This is a genomic window from Paenibacillus sp. P36 (genome assembly GCF_045866505.1).
In the GTDB taxonomy this organism is placed as follows: domain Bacteria; phylum Bacillota; class Bacilli; order Paenibacillales; family NBRC-103111; genus Paenibacillus_E; species Paenibacillus_E chondroitinus.
Genome location: NZ_AP038372.1, coordinates 772,501 through 787,863, shown reverse-complemented (window position 1 = coordinate 787,863; position 15,363 = coordinate 772,501). Strand labels below are relative to the sequence as shown.

The 15,363-nt window shown below is 49.1% G+C and carries 8 protein-coding genes, 25 tRNA genes and 5 rRNA genes (1 of these 38 only partly in view); 2 read left to right on the top strand and 36 right to left on the bottom strand.

Features of this window, described 5'->3' with window-relative positions:
• Positions 1-8: 8 nt before the first annotated feature.
• From ACKTT9_RS03630 to ACKTT9_RS03595, 8 genes are all read right to left on the bottom strand, one after another.
• The gene (locus ACKTT9_RS03630) at positions 9-716 is read right to left on the bottom strand and encodes a phytanoyl-CoA dioxygenase family protein (RefSeq protein ID WP_407870514.1); all 708 of its coding nucleotides are present in this window, start codon (positions 714-716) and stop codon (positions 9-11) included.
• A gap of 167 nt (positions 717-883) precedes the next feature.
• Positions 884-963: transfer RNA gene (locus tag ACKTT9_RS03625), tRNA-Leu, on the bottom strand.
• A gap of 19 nt (positions 964-982) precedes the next feature.
• Positions 983-1,058: transfer RNA gene (locus tag ACKTT9_RS03620), tRNA-Lys, on the bottom strand.
• An 8-nt stretch (positions 1,059-1,066) separates the two neighbouring features.
• Positions 1,067-1,143: transfer RNA gene (locus ACKTT9_RS03615), tRNA-Met, on the bottom strand.
• Between the two features lie 30 nt (positions 1,144-1,173).
• A 5S ribosomal RNA gene (gene rrf / locus ACKTT9_RS03610) occupies positions 1,174-1,290 on the bottom strand.
• A gap of 104 nt (positions 1,291-1,394) precedes the next feature.
• Positions 1,395-4,310: ribosomal RNA gene (locus ACKTT9_RS03605) — 23S ribosomal RNA — on the bottom strand.
• 215 nt (positions 4,311-4,525) lie between these two features.
• Positions 4,526-6,061, bottom strand: a 16S ribosomal RNA gene (locus ACKTT9_RS03600).
• The 16S, 23S and 5S rRNA genes sit together here with 3 tRNA genes alongside, the layout of an rRNA operon.
• 383 nt (positions 6,062-6,444) lie before the next feature.
• Complete coding sequence (locus ACKTT9_RS03595) at positions 6,445-7,518, bottom strand: aromatic acid exporter family protein (protein WP_127458748.1); 1,074 nt, start codon at positions 7,516-7,518, stop codon at positions 6,445-6,447.
• Positions 7,519-7,694: 176 nt separating this feature from the next.
• On the opposite strand from ACKTT9_RS03595, the gene ACKTT9_RS03590 reads away from it, so the two are divergent.
• Entirely contained in the window at positions 7,695-8,282 is a 588-nt protein-coding gene (locus ACKTT9_RS03590) for a DUF1989 domain-containing protein (protein WP_407872953.1), read from the top strand.
• Positions 8,283-8,344: 62 nt separating this feature from the next.
• Entirely contained in the window at positions 8,345-9,094 is a 750-nt protein-coding gene (locus tag ACKTT9_RS03585) for a YqcI/YcgG family protein (protein WP_407870513.1), read from the top strand.
• A gap of 49 nt (positions 9,095-9,143) precedes the next feature.
• On the opposite strand, the gene ACKTT9_RS03580 is transcribed toward ACKTT9_RS03585, so the two are convergent.
• The 28 genes from ACKTT9_RS03580 to ACKTT9_RS03445 all read right to left on the bottom strand — a co-directional run.
• Positions 9,144-9,776 carry a spore coat protein gene (locus ACKTT9_RS03580; RefSeq protein WP_407870512.1) on the bottom strand — a complete coding sequence of 211 codons (633 nt, stop codon included), beginning with the start codon at positions 9,774-9,776 and terminating at the stop codon, positions 9,144-9,146.
• Positions 9,777-9,849: 73 nt separating this feature from the next.
• On the bottom strand, positions 9,850-10,287 hold the full coding sequence (locus ACKTT9_RS03575; protein ID WP_407870511.1) for a HEAT repeat domain-containing protein: 438 nt from the start codon (positions 10,285-10,287) through the stop codon (positions 9,850-9,852).
• A gap of 94 nt (positions 10,288-10,381) precedes the next feature.
• The gene (locus tag ACKTT9_RS03570) at positions 10,382-10,960 is read right to left on the bottom strand and encodes a TetR/AcrR family transcriptional regulator (RefSeq protein WP_407870510.1); all 579 of its coding nucleotides are present in this window, start codon (positions 10,958-10,960) and stop codon (positions 10,382-10,384) included.
• Positions 10,961-11,289: 329 nt separating this feature from the next.
• Positions 11,290-11,481 carry a hypothetical protein gene (locus ACKTT9_RS03565; protein ID WP_157319811.1) on the bottom strand — a complete coding sequence of 64 codons (192 nt, stop codon included), beginning with the start codon at positions 11,479-11,481 and terminating at the stop codon, positions 11,290-11,292.
• 384 nt (positions 11,482-11,865) lie between these two features.
• A tRNA-Gly gene (locus ACKTT9_RS03560) sits at positions 11,866-11,936 on the bottom strand.
• 13 nt (positions 11,937-11,949) lie between these two features.
• Positions 11,950-12,023, bottom strand: a tRNA-Pro gene (locus tag ACKTT9_RS03555).
• A gap of 6 nt (positions 12,024-12,029) precedes the next feature.
• Positions 12,030-12,108: transfer RNA gene (locus ACKTT9_RS03550), tRNA-Leu, on the bottom strand.
• Positions 12,109-12,113: 5 nt separating this feature from the next.
• Positions 12,114-12,190, bottom strand: a tRNA-Arg gene (locus tag ACKTT9_RS03545).
• A gap of 21 nt (positions 12,191-12,211) precedes the next feature.
• Positions 12,212-12,297, bottom strand: a tRNA-Leu gene (locus ACKTT9_RS03540).
• 15 nt (positions 12,298-12,312) lie between these two features.
• Positions 12,313-12,383 (bottom strand) — tRNA-Cys (locus tag ACKTT9_RS03535).
• Between the two features lie 4 nt (positions 12,384-12,387).
• Positions 12,388-12,459, bottom strand: a tRNA-Gly gene (locus tag ACKTT9_RS03530).
• Between the two features lie 37 nt (positions 12,460-12,496).
• Positions 12,497-12,576, bottom strand: a tRNA-Leu gene (locus ACKTT9_RS03525).
• A 19-nt stretch (positions 12,577-12,595) separates the two neighbouring features.
• Positions 12,596-12,671: transfer RNA gene (locus ACKTT9_RS03520), tRNA-Lys, on the bottom strand.
• A 10-nt stretch (positions 12,672-12,681) separates the two neighbouring features.
• Positions 12,682-12,753 (bottom strand) — tRNA-Gln (locus ACKTT9_RS03515).
• Positions 12,754-12,766: 13 nt separating this feature from the next.
• Positions 12,767-12,839: transfer RNA gene (locus ACKTT9_RS03510), tRNA-His, on the bottom strand.
• Between the two features lie 20 nt (positions 12,840-12,859).
• Positions 12,860-12,941: transfer RNA gene (locus ACKTT9_RS03505), tRNA-Tyr, on the bottom strand.
• Positions 12,942-12,950: 9 nt separating this feature from the next.
• Positions 12,951-13,026, bottom strand: a tRNA-Thr gene (locus ACKTT9_RS03500).
• A 17-nt stretch (positions 13,027-13,043) separates the two neighbouring features.
• Positions 13,044-13,120: transfer RNA gene (locus ACKTT9_RS03495), tRNA-Asp, on the bottom strand.
• A gap of 23 nt (positions 13,121-13,143) precedes the next feature.
• Positions 13,144-13,219 (bottom strand) — tRNA-Val (locus ACKTT9_RS03490).
• Between the two features lie 26 nt (positions 13,220-13,245).
• A tRNA-Glu gene (locus ACKTT9_RS03485) sits at positions 13,246-13,320 on the bottom strand.
• Positions 13,321-13,341: 21 nt separating this feature from the next.
• Positions 13,342-13,430 (bottom strand) — tRNA-Ser (locus ACKTT9_RS03480).
• Positions 13,431-13,445: 15 nt separating this feature from the next.
• Positions 13,446-13,519, bottom strand: a tRNA-Met gene (locus tag ACKTT9_RS03475).
• A 23-nt stretch (positions 13,520-13,542) separates the two neighbouring features.
• Positions 13,543-13,631, bottom strand: a tRNA-Ser gene (locus ACKTT9_RS03470).
• 19 nt (positions 13,632-13,650) lie between these two features.
• A tRNA-Asn gene (locus tag ACKTT9_RS03465) sits at positions 13,651-13,723 on the bottom strand.
• A gap of 3 nt (positions 13,724-13,726) precedes the next feature.
• Positions 13,727-13,802 (bottom strand) — tRNA-Ala (locus ACKTT9_RS03460).
• Positions 13,803-13,830: 28 nt separating this feature from the next.
• A tRNA-Ile gene (locus ACKTT9_RS03455) sits at positions 13,831-13,907 on the bottom strand.
• A 48-nt stretch (positions 13,908-13,955) separates the two neighbouring features.
• A 5S ribosomal RNA gene (gene rrf / locus ACKTT9_RS03450) occupies positions 13,956-14,072 on the bottom strand.
• 69 nt (positions 14,073-14,141) lie between these two features.
• A 23S ribosomal RNA gene (locus ACKTT9_RS03445) occupies positions 14,142-15,363 on the bottom strand; it runs 1,694 nt beyond the window's last position.

Here is a 15,363-nt window from a genome sequence, read left to right as displayed (position 1 = left end):
AGATGACTTTATCCTTTGACGTATCCGGACAAAAGGACACGGTCCTCAAGCCGTTTGCCCGACTGGGCGTACCGGCAGCTTGCCGCCGCGACTTGGAAGGCATAGGCGCGTCTAGGCTTATCCGTGTGATTCTTCTTGCTGTGGTGCAGCGTCTCACGATGGAAGAACACAGCATCGCCTGGGGCTAATGGTGGACAAGGTACACCATTCTCCGGCTCTGCAGCGCGCTTATGGCCAGGCTCTGTATTGATATTGGGCTGCCGCCCGAGTAAATGTGATCCCGGGGCCAGCCACAAGCCTGCGTTCTCTTGACTGATATCATCAAGGGCAATAAAACCATTGAGCATATGACCCAGAATATGTGTGTACTGATTATCTTGATGCCACTCCAAACCATTGCCGTGGGGAGCTACGACCGCGTACATCCCCATCCACAGTTTGACTTGATCCCCTAGAATTTGCTCTAAAAAGCTTACAATATCCGGACTCGTCAAAAACCTCGTGGTCTCAGGATATAGTTCCTGCTCCGCGGCAATATCGATGATGGCTTTACTTTTCCATTCGCCTGTCCCTTTTTCGTTAGCAAAGGCAGCATTCTCTTCATTGATCGCATCAACCATTTCTTTTGTAAGAAAGCCTCGAGCATAAAAGAACCCTTCTCGATAAAACTGCTCGACCATCTCCTGCGTCAATACAAACCTTGTGACTTGTATCATATGCCTTAACCTCCTTTGTGGATATGACTTTATTGTAAATGAGAAGGAGGCTTCATTACTTCCAATCGACGAGGCGAATACTAGCAATTTTGTTCACTTATCTACAAAAGAACGCACAAAAGGCAAAAAGGATTAAGTTAGTGATACTTAATCCTTTTTGCTAGGTATGCGCGTAGAGGGACTTGAACCCCCACGGTCGCCCGCTAGATCCTAAGTCTAGTGCGTCTGCCAATTCCGCCATACGCGCATGCTGTAAATAAGGCAAATGGTGAGTCATGTAGGATTCGAACCTACGACACCCTGATTAAAAGTCAGGTGCTCTACCAACTGAGCTAATGACTCATAATAATTGGTTGCGGGGGCAGGATTTGAACCTGCGGCCTTCGGGTTATGAGCCCGACGAGCTACCGAGCTGCTCCACCCCGCGTCATTATTTAAAACACCCCAAAGGGGTACTGCTTGGCAACGTTCTACTCTCCCAGAACCCTGCGGTTCAAGTACCATCGACGCTGGAGGGCTTAACGGTCGTGTTCGAGATGGGAACGCGTGGGTCCCCTCCGCCATCATCACCAAACAGTCAAAGCGTGGTTTGCGCCTTGAAAACTAGATACGAAACTTGCGTAAAGAATATTTGTCATCTACGTTAGACGTAGCGACTAACTGCTTAGTCAGCTGGTTTTGGTTAAGCCCTCGACCGATTAGTATTCGTCAGCTGCATGCATTGCTGCACTTCCACCTCGAACCTATCAACCTCGTCGTCTACAAGGGGTCTTACATACTGGGAAATCTCATCTTGAGGGGGGCTTCGCGCTTAGATGCTTTCAGCGCTTATCCCCTCCGTACATAGCTACCCAGCGGTGCCTCTGGCGAGACAACTGGTACACCAGCGGTACGTCCATCCCGGTCCTCTCGTACTAAGGACAGCTCCTCTCAAATTTCCTACGCCCGCGACAGATAGGGACCGAACTGTCTCACGACGTTCTGAACCCAGCTCGCGTACCGCTTTAATGGGCGAACAGCCCAACCCTTGGGACCTACTTCAGCCCCAGGATGCGATGAGCCGACATCGAGGTGCCAAACCTCCCCGTCGATGTGGACTCTTGGGGGAGATAAGCCTGTTATCCCCAGGGTAGCTTTTATCCGTTGAGCGATGGCCCTTCCATTCGGTACCACCGGATCACTAAGTCCGACTTTCGTCCCTGCTCGACTTGTAGGTCTCGCAGTCAAGCTCCCTTATGCCTTTGCACTCTGCGAATGATTTCCAACCATTCTGAGGGAACCTTTAAACGCCTCCGTTACATTTTAGGAGGCGACCGCCCCAGTCAAACTGCCCACCTGACACTGTCCCCATACCGGATCACGGTACCAGGTTAGAACTCCGATACGATCAGGGTGGTATCCCAACGGCGCCTCCACCCAAGCTGGCGCTCAGGCTTCAAAGGCTCCCACCTATCCTGTACAGATCGTACCAAAGTCCAATATCAAGCTGCAGTAAAGCTCCATGGGGTCTTTCCGTCTTGTCGCGGGTAACCTGCATCTTCACAGGTATTAAAATTTCACCGGATCTCTCGTTGAGACAGCGCCCAAGTCGTTACGCCATTCGTGCGGGTCAGAATTTACCTGACAAGGAATTTCGCTACCTTAGGACCGTTATAGTTACGGCCGCCGTTTACTGGGGCTTCAATTCATAGCTTCGGATTGCTCCTAACCACTCCTCTTAACCTTCCAGCACCGGGCAGGCGTCAGCCCGTATACTTCGCCTTGCGGCTTCGCACAGACCTGTGTTTTTGCTAAACAGTCGCTTGGGCCTTTTCACTGCGGCCCCCTCGGGCTATTCACCCTACCGAGGCACCCCTTCTCCCGAAGTTACGGGGTCATTTTGCCGAGTTCCTTAACGAGAGTTCTTCCGCGCGCCTTAGAATTCTCTTCTCACCCACCTGTGTCGGTTTGCGGTACGGGCACCTTCGCCTGGCTAGAAGCTTTTCTTGGCAGTGTGAAATCATGACCTTCGGTACTTAAAGTTTCCCTCCCCATCACAGCCCAGCCTTACGGTTAGCGGATTTGCCTACTAACCAGCCTCACTGCTTGGACGAGCATCCATCAGCTCGCGTCACTATCCTTCTGCGTCACTCCATTGCTCATAACGGCTACGGTGGTACAGGAATTTCCACCTGTTGTCCATCGACTACGCCTTTCGGCCTCGCCTTAGGTCCCGACTTACCCTGAGCGGACGAGCCTTCCTCAGGAACCCTTAGGTTTTCGGCGGATCAGATTCTCACTGATCTTTTCGTTACTTATACCGGCATTCTCACTTGTATGCGCTCCACCTGTCCTTACGGTCAGAATTCAACGTACATACAACGCTCCCCTACCCATGCACAAACGTGCAAGCCATAGCTTCGGTGGCGTGTTTAGCCCCGTTACATTTTCGGCGCAGAGTCACTCGACCAGTGAGCTATTACGCACTCTTTCAATGGTGGCTGCTTCTAAGCCAACATCCTGGTTGTCTGTGCAACTCCACATCCTTTCCCACTTAACACACACTTGGGGACCTTAGCTGATGGTCTGGGCTGTTTCCCTTTTGACAATGGATCTTAGCACTCACTGTCTGACTCCCGGATTTAAGTTTGTGGCATTCAGAGTTTGACTGGACTTGGTAACCCTTGGCGGGCCCCGCACCCAATCAGTGCTTTACCTCCACAACTCCACATCCGAGGCTAGCCCTAAAGCTATTTCGGGGAGAACCAGCTATCTCCGAGTTCGATTGGAATTTCTCCGCTACCCCCACCTCATCCCCGAATTTTTCAACATTCGTGGGTTCGGGCCTCCAGTGAGTGTTACCTCACCTTCACCCTGGACAGGGGTAGATCACACGGTTTCGGGTCTACGTCCACGTACTAAAGCGCCCTATTCAGACTCGCTTTCGCTGCGGCTCCGTCTTTTCGACTTAACCTCGCACGGGAACGTAACTCGCCGGTTCATTCTACAAAAGGCACGCCATCACACATAAAGAGTGCTCTGACTTTTTGTAAGCACACGGTTTCAGGTTCTTTTTCACTCCGCTTCCGCGGTGCTTTTCACCTTTCCCTCACGGTACTGCTTCACTATCGGTCACTAGGGAGTATTTAGCCTTGGCAGATGGTCCTACCGGATTCCGACGGGGTTTCACGTGACCCGCCGTACTCAGGATACCTCTAGGAGATTCGTTTGATTTTGGCTACAGGGCTTTTACCTTCTATGCCGGACCTTTCCAGATCACTTCGCCTACCAAACTAACCCCATGATGAGGTCCTACAACCCCAAGGAGCAAGCTCCTTGGTTTGGGCTATTCCGCTTTCGCTCGCCGCTACTGACGGAATCACTTTTGTTTTCTTTTCCTCCAGGTACTTAGATGTTTCAGTTCCCTGGGTCTGCCTTCAACCATCCTATGTATTCAGATGGAGATAACTGCGCATTACCACAGCTGGGTTCCCCCATTCGGACATCCCCGGATCAAAGCCTGCTTACGGCTCCCCGAGGCATTTCGTCGTTCGCCACGTCCTTCTTCGGCTCCTAGTGCCTAGGCATCCTCCGTGTGCTCTTTCTAGCTTAACCTAGAAAAATACATTTGGTATTGCTACCTAAGTTCTTACTTTACGTTTTGTTTCGTTATCTAGTTTTCAAGGAACAATGTTGCAACCATTACATGCGCAAAGCGATGTTGGTTGTCAACTTTTTTTGAAAGATTGCTCTTTCAAAACTGAACACGAGTGAGTAAGCGATGTGTGCTTGCGCACTTGACTGGTCTTATCAAGACCGAGTCTCCATAGAAAGGAGGTGATCCAGCCGCACCTTCCGATACGGCTACCTTGTTACGACTTCACCCCAATCATCTACCCCACCTTCGGCGGCTGGCTCCCTTGCGGGTTACCCCACCGACTTCGGGTGTTGTAAACTCTCGTGGTGTGACGGGCGGTGTGTACAAGACCCGGGAACGTATTCACCGCGGCATGCTGATCCGCGATTACTAGCAATTCCGACTTCATGCAGGCGAGTTGCAGCCTGCAATCCGAACTGAGATCGGCTTATAAGGATTGGCTCCACCTCGCGGCTTCGCTTCCCGTTGTACCGACCATTGTAGTACGTGTGTAGCCCAGGTCATAAGGGGCATGATGATTTGACGTCATCCCCACCTTCCTCCGGTTTGTCACCGGCAGTCATCTTAGAGTGCCCACCCGAAGTGCTGGCAACTAAGATCAAGGGTTGCGCTCGTTGCGGGACTTAACCCAACATCTCACGACACGAGCTGACGACAACCATGCACCACCTGTCTCCAATGCTCCGAAGAGGGCACCTATCTCTAGGTGTTACATCGGGATGTCAAGACCTGGTAAGGTTCTTCGCGTTGCTTCGAATTAAACCACATACTCCACTGCTTGTGCGGGTCCCCGTCAATTCCTTTGAGTTTCACTCTTGCGAGCGTACTCCCCAGGCGGCATACTTACTGTGTTAACTTCGGCACCGAGGAATCGAATCCCCAACACCTAGTATGCATCGTTTACGGCGTGGACTACCAGGGTATCTAATCCTGTTTGCTCCCCACGCTTTCGCGCCTCAGCGTCAGTTATAGGCCAGAAAGTCGCCTTCGCCACTGGTGTTCCTCCACATCTCTACGCATTTCACCGCTACACGTGGAATTCCACTTTCCTCTCCTACACTCAAGTCAACCAGTTTTGGATGCGAACCGGGGTTGAGCCCCGGGCTTAAACACCCAACTTAATTAACCGCCTGCGCGCGCTTTACGCCCAATAATTCCGGACAACGCTTGCCCCCTACGTATTACCGCGGCTGCTGGCACGTAGTTAGCCGGGGCTTTCTTCTCCTATACCGTCACACAAAGCGCAGTTACTCACCTTGCTGTTCGTCTAGGGCAACAGAGCTTTACGATCCGAAAACCTTCATCACTCACGCGGCGTTGCTCCGTCAGACTTGCGTCCATTGCGGAAGATTCCCTACTGCTGCCTCCCGTAGGAGTCTGGGCCGTGTCTCAGTCCCAGTGTGGCCGTTCACCCTCTCAGGTCGGCTACGCATCGTCGCCTTGGTGAGCCGTTACCTCACCAACTAGCTAATGCGCCGCAGGCCCATCTATAAGCCACAGATTGCTCCGTGTTTCATGATTCTCTCATGCGAGAAAACCAGTTATCCGGTCTTAGCTATCGTTTCCGATAGTTATCCCAGTCTTATAGGCAGGTTGCCTACGTGTTACTCACCCGTCCGCCGCTAAGCACCGAAGTGCTCCGCTCGACTTGCATGTATTAGGCACGCCGCCAGCGTTCGTCCTGAGCCAGGATCAAACTCTCCATAATAGAAAAGCTGAATAGCTCAATTGACTTGCTAGCGAGATTTTACAATCTCATTTATAGTCGATTGCTCGACTGTGCTTACTCACTCGTTGTTCAGTTTTCAAAGATCAATTTCTTTCGCTCACTGCCGTGTTACCGAAGCAGCGAGAAGTAATATACCATATCTGTTTTTCAATTGCAAGCTTTAATTTTTTCATCCATTCGTGAAGATATTCAACACGTTCAGATCTTTATCTCGGCTTGCGCCTTGTTCCGTTCGGAGCAAGAATCATAATATAGCACATACAATTTTGGAAAGCAAGCCTTGTCCTACATTTTATAAAAAGAACCTCCTAGTACCAGAATTTATCTGACAACTAGGAGGCTCCAAGGTTCTAAGCTAAGAGCTATTTTAACCTGATACCTTTAAGCAGTAATTCCAGAGGCTCTCTTTCTTCACTTTCACCACGATGATCATACTCGACAAGCTTATCCAACCGTGCAACTTGATGACCATAGTCATACATAGCGGCAGCCACTACGGATAAACGCAATAATCCCTGCGGCTGTTGGGTATAACGCTCAATGAGAACCGTCATGAAGCGATCATTCTCAGCTTCCATTTCCATACCTTCCGTACTATCCTCTTTCAGCTTATCATCGAATTTCAGCAGCACATGTTCGTGGAATTTTATTAACTTTTCCATATGTTGATCGAAATAGTCGTCAATCGCCTCAGTTCGAGCGGCCTGAAAGTAATGTTCATCTACGGCTTCAATCACTTCTAACCCTTTATACATAGCGAGCAGCTTTTGTTTGTATACAACAAGCTCGCGTATGCGGCTGAAGCCATTTCCCTTGCCTTTGAGTTTTTTGATCTCTTCTTCCATGAGTCTGTATTTTTCAGACAGGGATTTGAGACCGCTGCGAAGGCTTTCTTTTTCCTCACGAAACACCGTTTCTTTCATTTCATTGGAGATCACTGTGCGAAGAAGGAGTGACATTTTGCTGAAAATAGTCTGAATCTGTGCAGCGAATTGCTCCTTAGGTTTCGGCGGAAAGAAGAATATATTCACCACAAAGGCGCATCCGATACCAATCAAGCTAAGAAGCAGCCGATTAAGCGCGAACTCCCATTCCCCTGAAGCCTCCATCACCGCTACAACGGTAACCAAAGTAAGACCTATCGTTTCTTCCATACGCATTCTAAGACTGAGAATAATGACAATAATACAGACAATGCCAATAGCAATGACATTATTTGAGAAAAACATACCCGCCAGCAGAGCCAATGCCGCACCAAGAATATTTGTCTGCAGCTGCTCCAGAAAGTAGCGCCACGACCGGTAAATCGAAGGCTGCATAGCAAAGATAGCAGCAACAGCGGCAATGACAGGAGGAGTAAAATTTAGCCAGGCACTTATGTATAAGGCCAAAGCAACGGCGATACCCGTTTTCCAAACACGCGCACCGAAAACCATGAAATCCCCCTCATCCAAAATAGTAATTCCCTATTATCTTACACAGGTAATGGGTTTGATGCAAAATAAGCTCTTAGCTCCCTAGTTCAATTCTGCCAGTCTAACTGCATGACAGTCTCTTGCTGAAGCCATACTGTTAAAGTAATTTCCACAAACTCGTTTTGGAGGCACATATGATCAAACAAAAATGGCGAATTCCGGCCACCCAGGGGCTTGGATTCAAGCTCAGCAAGGGTCAAACGGTTAGAATAACCGATGTAGAAGGCGAGCAAGTCGCTGACTTTGTCGCTTATCGTGATAACGACTTTAGGGAACGGCTGGACCCGGGAGTTACAATGGATTCCCTTCATAAACTGAAAGTGAAGCCAGGGGATCTGCTTTATACTAATACATACAAGCCAATGTTAACCATCGTAACCGACCGCGTAGGTCAACACGATTTCATTAATCCAGCTTGCCGCAGCGAAATGTACGAGGTGCTATACAATAAAAAGGATCATGCAAGCTGTTATCATAACCTGAATCAGGCTTTAGCCGAGTTTGCAATCCCTGCCCCTGATCAACATTACCCCGTCAACTTATTTATGAATTCCGTCATACATCCATCAGGGGAAATTACGGTTGAGAGGCCGCTATCGAAGGCTGGCGATTATATTGAGCTTCGGGCGGAAATGGATTTAATCATAGCGGTGTCTGCTTGTCCGTGCTCCGAGAGCGCATGTAATGGGTTCAAGTGTTCACCTATTGATGTAGAAATCATGTAGGCATTCACCCAACTCTTCCACTCAGCATACTATGCTCCGAATGGAAGAAGGAGGGTTTGGTTATGGTTCATTTGAAATCTAAGAGTTGGCTGGATCACAATGGAAAAGAGCTGCCTGACTGGCAGCAAGACGCCTTTCGCAAGTTCGGGCATATGATTGCCGATGATGAACGCATGTACCCCTGCATCCCAGGGCGGCAGGGGTATCTCACTGACAGCTTGAGGTTTGGCTTTGCAGCAGATCCCAGATCCGATAAAGCAATTGAAGAGACTGCGCAGCTGCTGTATCAATACGGTGAATGCTCCCGTGATACCGGTCGGTACGCTTCGCTTGTTATATTTTTTGAAACGCCAACAGACATGACGGCTAATTTCTCTGTAGAAGATTATGAACAGGTCTTCTGGTCCGTATTAAGCCGGGTAAGCGCCAAAGATCCGGTGCCGTGGCCCGCACACATTCCTCAAGACCCCTCCCACCATGCTTGGGAGTTCTGTTATAGTGGGCATCCGTACTTCGCCTTTTGCGGGACACCTGCCCATCAGGTTCGCCGAAGCCGGTGGACACCTTATTTTCTAATCACCTTCCAGCCTCGATGGGTTTTTGAGGAAATCAATGATTCTACCGCTTTCGGACGCAATATGAAAAGCTTGATTCGTCAGAAACTGGTCGAGTACGACGGCGTTCCAGCGCATCCCTCCCTCAAATGGTATGGTCAGACAGACAATCTGGAGTGGGAGCAATATTTTCTGCGTGACGATGAAAGTGTAGCTTCGAAATGCCCTTTTGCGTCGATGTCCATGAAAAAGAAGTAACTAAAAAACCAGCCAAGGTCTAAGCAGACCCCAGCTGGTTTTTTATCTTTTAATGAATCGTTGCCCGATTATTTGGAGGCATTTGCGGCATGCCCTGAGCCGGGACGAAGGTATTCAGCATTTTCTGCATATCAGCTGTACCCAATTGTGGAACCTGATAGTAAGCATTTCTATTTTGATACAAGAAAATTTCATAAGCCATCTCAATAAAGTTCTGCACTTGGGAAGCCAGTACACGACGCACTGTAGGGTTCGTTACCTCAACAGAGGTCATCGTTAATAGCGAGGCATGAGACTTGATAAGCCCCAGCATATGTGCGCTAATACCAGCATCCTTCACATCAGCCAGCGATTGATTCGGCTTTTTGGGCTGAGTAGGCTTGATTCCATAGATGGGCTGAGACAGATTCCGTATCATGTAGGTCTGTGTCTCTTGGCTCGGCTTTTGCCCTGTAGTAAAGCACTCTGCCGTTAAATTGTAGTGGTAGAGGGTGAAGCTGTACTGATGATCCAAAATATCCAGAAGCTCGGGATCTTGGACGAACTGCCTGAAAATCATAAACTGATCAAGTACATTAATGGTACAAGCTAACACTTCATGCAAATCAAAGAGCTCGTGTCCCCCATGGTTCATATTAGGCGCCATTTGATTCATGTTATTGTATGGTGTTTGCTGCTGCATCTCGAAGTCTCCTTTGATATGGATTGGTAACTTCGATAATATGAGTTAGATTAGTGGAAATTATACGTTTCTCTTACTTCAGCAATGAAGCCCAAGTGGTCTCAAGCCAATGATCAAAGTCAGCGCCCTTGTCCCCTTCGTACGTATCGTACACGTCAGTTCTGGTTTTTTGAAGCTTTTCTTTAAACGCCTCAAAGGTATGACCTTCTGGTAAGCTCTTTTTAATGCGCACAAATACCTTGCCTGCACCTTTGACCAAATCCCCTTTTTTCCGTGGCGGCAGCTGAACATCTTCACCAAAAGCTTTAAGCTTGCGGTAAGCCAGCTCTTGAATGGGATATACGGCATCACTGGTCATCATACGAGTCAAAATATTTATGCTCTGTTGATCATTCCATTGTCCTAATTGTTCGACAGCATCCTGACGTTCTCTCCAATTGGATGAGCGATTTGCGGATTTTTTTAGTTCCTCAAAATTGGCGGGTACTTCATTGTTTACTTCTATATTCAACTGGCTCAAGCTCCTTTGACTGCTGCAATTTGCGCATGTTTTTTTACTACAATGATGTTACACTTTTTTGGGCCGGAGCGCCAATGAAATAGATCTATGGCCGCAGACTTCGAAAAAACAGCTCGAAACTGACAGCCATCTGAGTATTAAGCCTCTCATCGCCCATCCCCATGCCCCAGGTAATTAATACGCCCATATACGTTTGAATAGCTTGGTCCGCTATCATTTCTGCTGGGAAAACGGTTGAGAATTCTCCTCGTTTTTGTGCTTCTTCTATGACAGGAATGAGCACTACTTTTAGCTCTTCCAACATCTCCAACTGATTAGATAGTGACTTCTCGTTGCTAAGATTGCTTTGAAATAATGCACGGGCAAGTTGTCGGGTATAAGGTACGAGCCTCACCAATTCGATAAGAAACTCCCGCAAATGAGGGAGAATTGGCCCAACTTTATCCTTCAGCTTAACAAACTCCGTCGACGCCCAGAATGTTTGAATATCACAGAAAACTTCTTCTTTCGTCGCAAAATAGTTAAAAAACGTTCCCTTCGCAACACCAGCACGCTCCGTGATCTGATGAACCGTTGTCGCTTCGTAACCTTGCTCCGCAAACAGTTCTAGCGCTGTGTCTATGATTTTTTTGCGCGTTGCCCGCTTTTTTTCCTCACGGTTCATTGAGTCATCTCCGTTTATCGCTAATGTTTACGCTGTATATTCCAAGTATAGAGGAAACGTCGGGTTTGTTCAATTAATAAAATGACCATAGGTACAATAATTTATGGGAAGTGACTTTATTAATAGCATAGCATGTATTTATTTTCTCATATTTTGGAATCTAATTTCCGAAATAAATTATGACCAACAGTATAAATATATTCGTAACCGGTGGTCATTTTTCAATCGGAATAGCGTGCTTTTCGGCTGCCGCAGCATAACATGAATGCACAAAAACCTGAGGCTTGTTCCCCTCAGGTTTTTGCTTTTTGCTTTTATCATGTATCGAGTTAGCTTGAGCTTACCACAATCCCCCTGCAGTACTTGCAAACTGCCGCATCGATTTCGATTTCCTCATTACAGTAGGAGCACTCCTTATGTGTTTTCACTGCTGTTGTTTCTACCGCCGTTTTCTTCTTCCTGCTAGCCCAGATTAACAAACCGATTACAACAATGACAACGACGATTATCCAAAAAACCATACCGAAACACCTCCTAGTTGATAATCAACTTTTGATGAATCCGTATATGTATATTCGCCTATGCTTGTCTGTTTGTCTTAGTCCTTATGCTAAAATATTCACAGTTGATGCTTCGTCCATAAACTTCATCCGCAGGGAAGGAGAGATCCATTGGGGAACTTCAGTCCCTTATTCTGCTGAAATGAGGGAACTCAGAAGGCAATGGGGAACTACAGGGTTCTATTTTGGCTAAATGGAGCAACTGGCTGATTTAAATAATGAAATAAGGGATCCCTGTTCCCCTACACTTGCTCAAAGGGCTATTATTGCTAAAATAGCGACCTGGTGTTCTCTTATTTGTACCTGCTAAAGCAAAAAACCACCCGAAGGTGGTCATTTGCTTAAAGCGGGTGATGGGAATCGAACCCACGCTACCAGCTTGGAAGGCTGAAGTTCTACCATTGAACTACACCCGCATGATGTTAAAAGTCGGGACGACACGATTTGAACATGCGACCCCCTGCTCCCAAAGCAGGTGCTCTACCAAGCTGAGCTACGTCCCGAGAAAATACCGGCGAGAGGACTCGAACCTCCACTCGTGAGAACTCGATTTTGAGTCGAGCGCGTCTGCCATTCCGCCACGCCGGCATATGTGGCGCGCCCTGAGAGATTCGAACTCCCGACCTTTTGATTCGTAGTCAAATACTCTATCCAGCTGAGCTAAGGGCGCGTATGAAATTGAGGTAAATAATGCCGAAGACCGGACTTGAACCGGTACGATAGTCACCTATCGCAGGATTTTAAGTCCTGTGCGTCTGCCGATTCCGCCACTCCGGCTTGCTTAAAGGCAGAAGGCGCTACCCAGATTCGAACTGGGGGTAAAGCTTTTGCAGAGCTCTGCCTTACCACTTGGCTATAGCGCCAAAAAGCGGAAGACGGGATTCGAACCCGCGACCCTCGCCTTGGCAAGGCGATGCTCTACCCCTGAGCCACTTCCGCATGATAATGGGGTTTCCTCAACTATTTTGAGGAATGATGCGCGTAGAGGGACTTGAACCCCCACGGTCGCCCGCTAGATCCTAAGTCTAGTGCGTCTGCCAATTCCGCCATACGCGCATGCTGTAAATAAGGCAAATGGTGAGTCATGTAGGATTCGAACCTACGACACCCTGATTAAAAGTCAGGTGCTCTACCAACTGAGCTAATGACTCATGAAAGAAACTGGGGATCAAGGATTTGAACCTTGGCATGACGGAGTCAAAGTCCGTTGCCTTACCGCTTGGCTAATCCCCAATGAAAGGTAATGGGCGGACGACGGGACTTGAACCCGCGAATGCCGGATCCACAAACCGGTGCGTTAACCCCTTCGCCACGACCGCCACATTAAAAGGTAAAGAAATGGAGGCTGATGGATTCGAACCACCGAACTCGGAGAGAGCAGATTTACAGTCTGCCGTGTTTAGCCACTTCACTAAGCCTCCATAAAGCAATGGTGCCGTCGAGAGGACTTGAACCCCCAACCTACTGATTACAAGTCAGTTGCTCTACCAGTTGAGCTACAACGGCGTATTCAATTGTTATAATGGCGGAGCCGACGGGATTCGAACCCGCGGTCTCCTGCGTGACAGGCAGGCATGTTAGGCCTCTACACCACGGCTCCACATTTATAAAGTTGAACATGTATGGTGGAGGCTGACGGGATCGAACCGCCGACCCTCTGCTTGTAAGGCAGATGCTCTCCCAGCTGAGCTAAGCCTCCATGGGAATAAAATTCTAAGGTAAGAATGGTGACCCGTAGGGGACTCGAACCCCTGTTACCTCCGTGAAAGGGAGGTGTCTTAACCACTTGACCAACGGGCCATGCTGAATGAAAATTTACAACGGAGAGAGAGGGATTCGAACCCTCGCACCACTTACGCAGTCTAACCCCTTAGCAGAGGGTCCCCTTATAGCCACTTGGGTATCTCTCCAATATAACGAATTACTAGCGGCAGAGGGGCTCGAACCCCCGACCTTACGGGTATGAACCGTACGCTCTAGCCAGCTGAGCTACGCCGCCATAATGTCTAACTTTATAAGAAACGGAGAAGGAGGGATTCGAACCCTCGAGACGCTTGTGACGCCTACACGATTTCCAATCGTGCTCCTTCGGCCAGCTCGGACACTTCTCCTAGTATTTATGGGTTAGGACTCCCCGAACAGGACTCGAACCTGTGACAACTCGATTAACAGTCGAGTGCTCTACCAACTGAGCTATCAGGGAATATGGTGGAGCCAAGCGGGATCGAACCGCTGACCTCCTGCTTGCAAGGCAGGCGCTCTCCCAGCTGAGCTATGGCCCCTTAAGGCTTGTCTGGAACAAAAAATTAATGGTTGGCCCTAGTGGACTCGAACCACCGACCTCACCCTTATCAGGGGTGCGCTCTAACCAGCTGAGCTAAGGGCCAAAATTGATAACTACTCCTGTGGATATTAAAACACCCACAAGGGGTACTGCTTGGCAACGTTCTACTCTCCCAGAACCCTGCGGTTCAAGTACCATCGACGCTGGAGGGCTTAACGGTCGTGTTCGAGATGGGAACGCGTGGGTCCCCTCCGCCATCATCACCAAACAGTCAAAGCGTGGTTTGCGCCTTGAAAACTAGATACGAAACTTGCGTAAAGTTACAACTATAGGTTTATTGGTTAAGCCCTCGACCGATTAGTATTCGTCAGCTGCATACGTTACCGCACTTCTACCTCGAACCTATCAACCTCGTCGTCTACAAGGGGTCTTACATACTGGGAAATCTCATCTTGAGGGGGGCTTCGCGCTTAGATGCTTTCAGCGCTTATCCCCTCCGTACATAGCTACCCAGCGGTGCCTCTGGCGAGACAACTGGTACACCAGCGGTACGTCCATCCCGGTCCTCTCGTACTAAGGACAGCTCCTCTCAAATTTCCTACGCCCGCGACAGATAGGGACCGAACTGTCTCACGACGTTCTGAACCCAGCTCGCGTACCGCTTTAATGGGCGAACAGCCCAACCCTTGGGACCTACTTCAGCCCCAGGATGCGATGAGCCGACATCGAGGTGCCAAACCTCCCCGTCGATGTGGACTCTTGGGGGAGATAAGCCTGTTATCCCCAGGGTAGCTTTTATCCGTTGAGCGATGGCCCTTCCATTCGGTACCACCGGATCACTAAGTCCGACTTTCGTCCCTGCTCGACTTGTAGGTCTCGCAGTCAAGCTCCCTTATGCCTTTGCACTCTGCGAATGATTTCCAACCATTCTGAGGGAACCTTTAAACGCCTCCGTTACATTTTAGGAGGCGACCGCCCCAGTCAAACTGCCCACCTGACACTGTCCCCATACCGGATCACGGTACCAGGTTAGAACTCCGATACGATCAGGGTGGTATCCCAACGGCGCCTCCACCCAAGCTGGCGCTCAGGCTTCAAAGGCTCCCACCTATCCTGTACAGATCGTACCAAAGTCCAATATCAAGCTGCAGTAAAGCTCCATGGGGTCTTTCCGTCTTGTCGCGGGTAACCTGCATCTTCACAGGTATTAAAATTTCACCGGATCTCTCGTTGAGACAGCGCCCAAGTCGTTACGCCATTCGTGCGGGTCAGAATTTACCTGACAAGGAATTTCGCTACCTTAGGACCGTTATAGTTACGGCCGCCGTTTACTGGGGCTTCAATTCATAGCTTCGGATTGCTCCTAACCACTCCTCTTAACCTTCCAGCACCGGGCAGGCGTCAGCCCGTATACTTCGCCTTGCGGCTTCGCACAGACCTGTGTTTTTGCTAAACAGTCGCTTGGGCCTTTTCACTGCGGCCCCCTCGGGCTATTCACCCTACCGAGGCACCCCTTCTCCCGAAGTTACGGGGTCATTTTGCCGAGTTCCTTAACGAGA

Bases quoted from the DNA above. Each gene is read 5' to 3' on its own strand.
- ACKTT9_RS03630 (WP_407870514.1), bottom strand. From the start codon at position 716: ATGATACAAGTCACAAGGTTTGTATTGACGCAGGAGATGGTCGAGCAG.
- ACKTT9_RS03595 (WP_127458748.1), bottom strand. From the start codon at position 7,518: ATGGTTTTCGGTGCGCGTGTTTGGAAAACGGGTATCGCCGTTGCTTTG.
- ACKTT9_RS03585 (WP_407870513.1), top strand. From the start codon at position 8,345: ATGGTTCATTTGAAATCTAAGAGTTGGCTGGATCACAATGGAAAAGAG.
- ACKTT9_RS03580 (WP_407870512.1), bottom strand. From the start codon at position 9,776: ATGCAGCAGCAAACACCATACAATAACATGAATCAAATGGCGCCTAAT.
- ACKTT9_RS03570 (WP_407870510.1), bottom strand. From the start codon at position 10,960: ATGAACCGTGAGGAAAAAAAGCGGGCAACGCGCAAAAAAATCATAGAC.
- ACKTT9_RS03565 (WP_157319811.1), bottom strand. From the start codon at position 11,481: ATGGTTTTTTGGATAATCGTCGTTGTCATTGTTGTAATCGGTTTGTTA.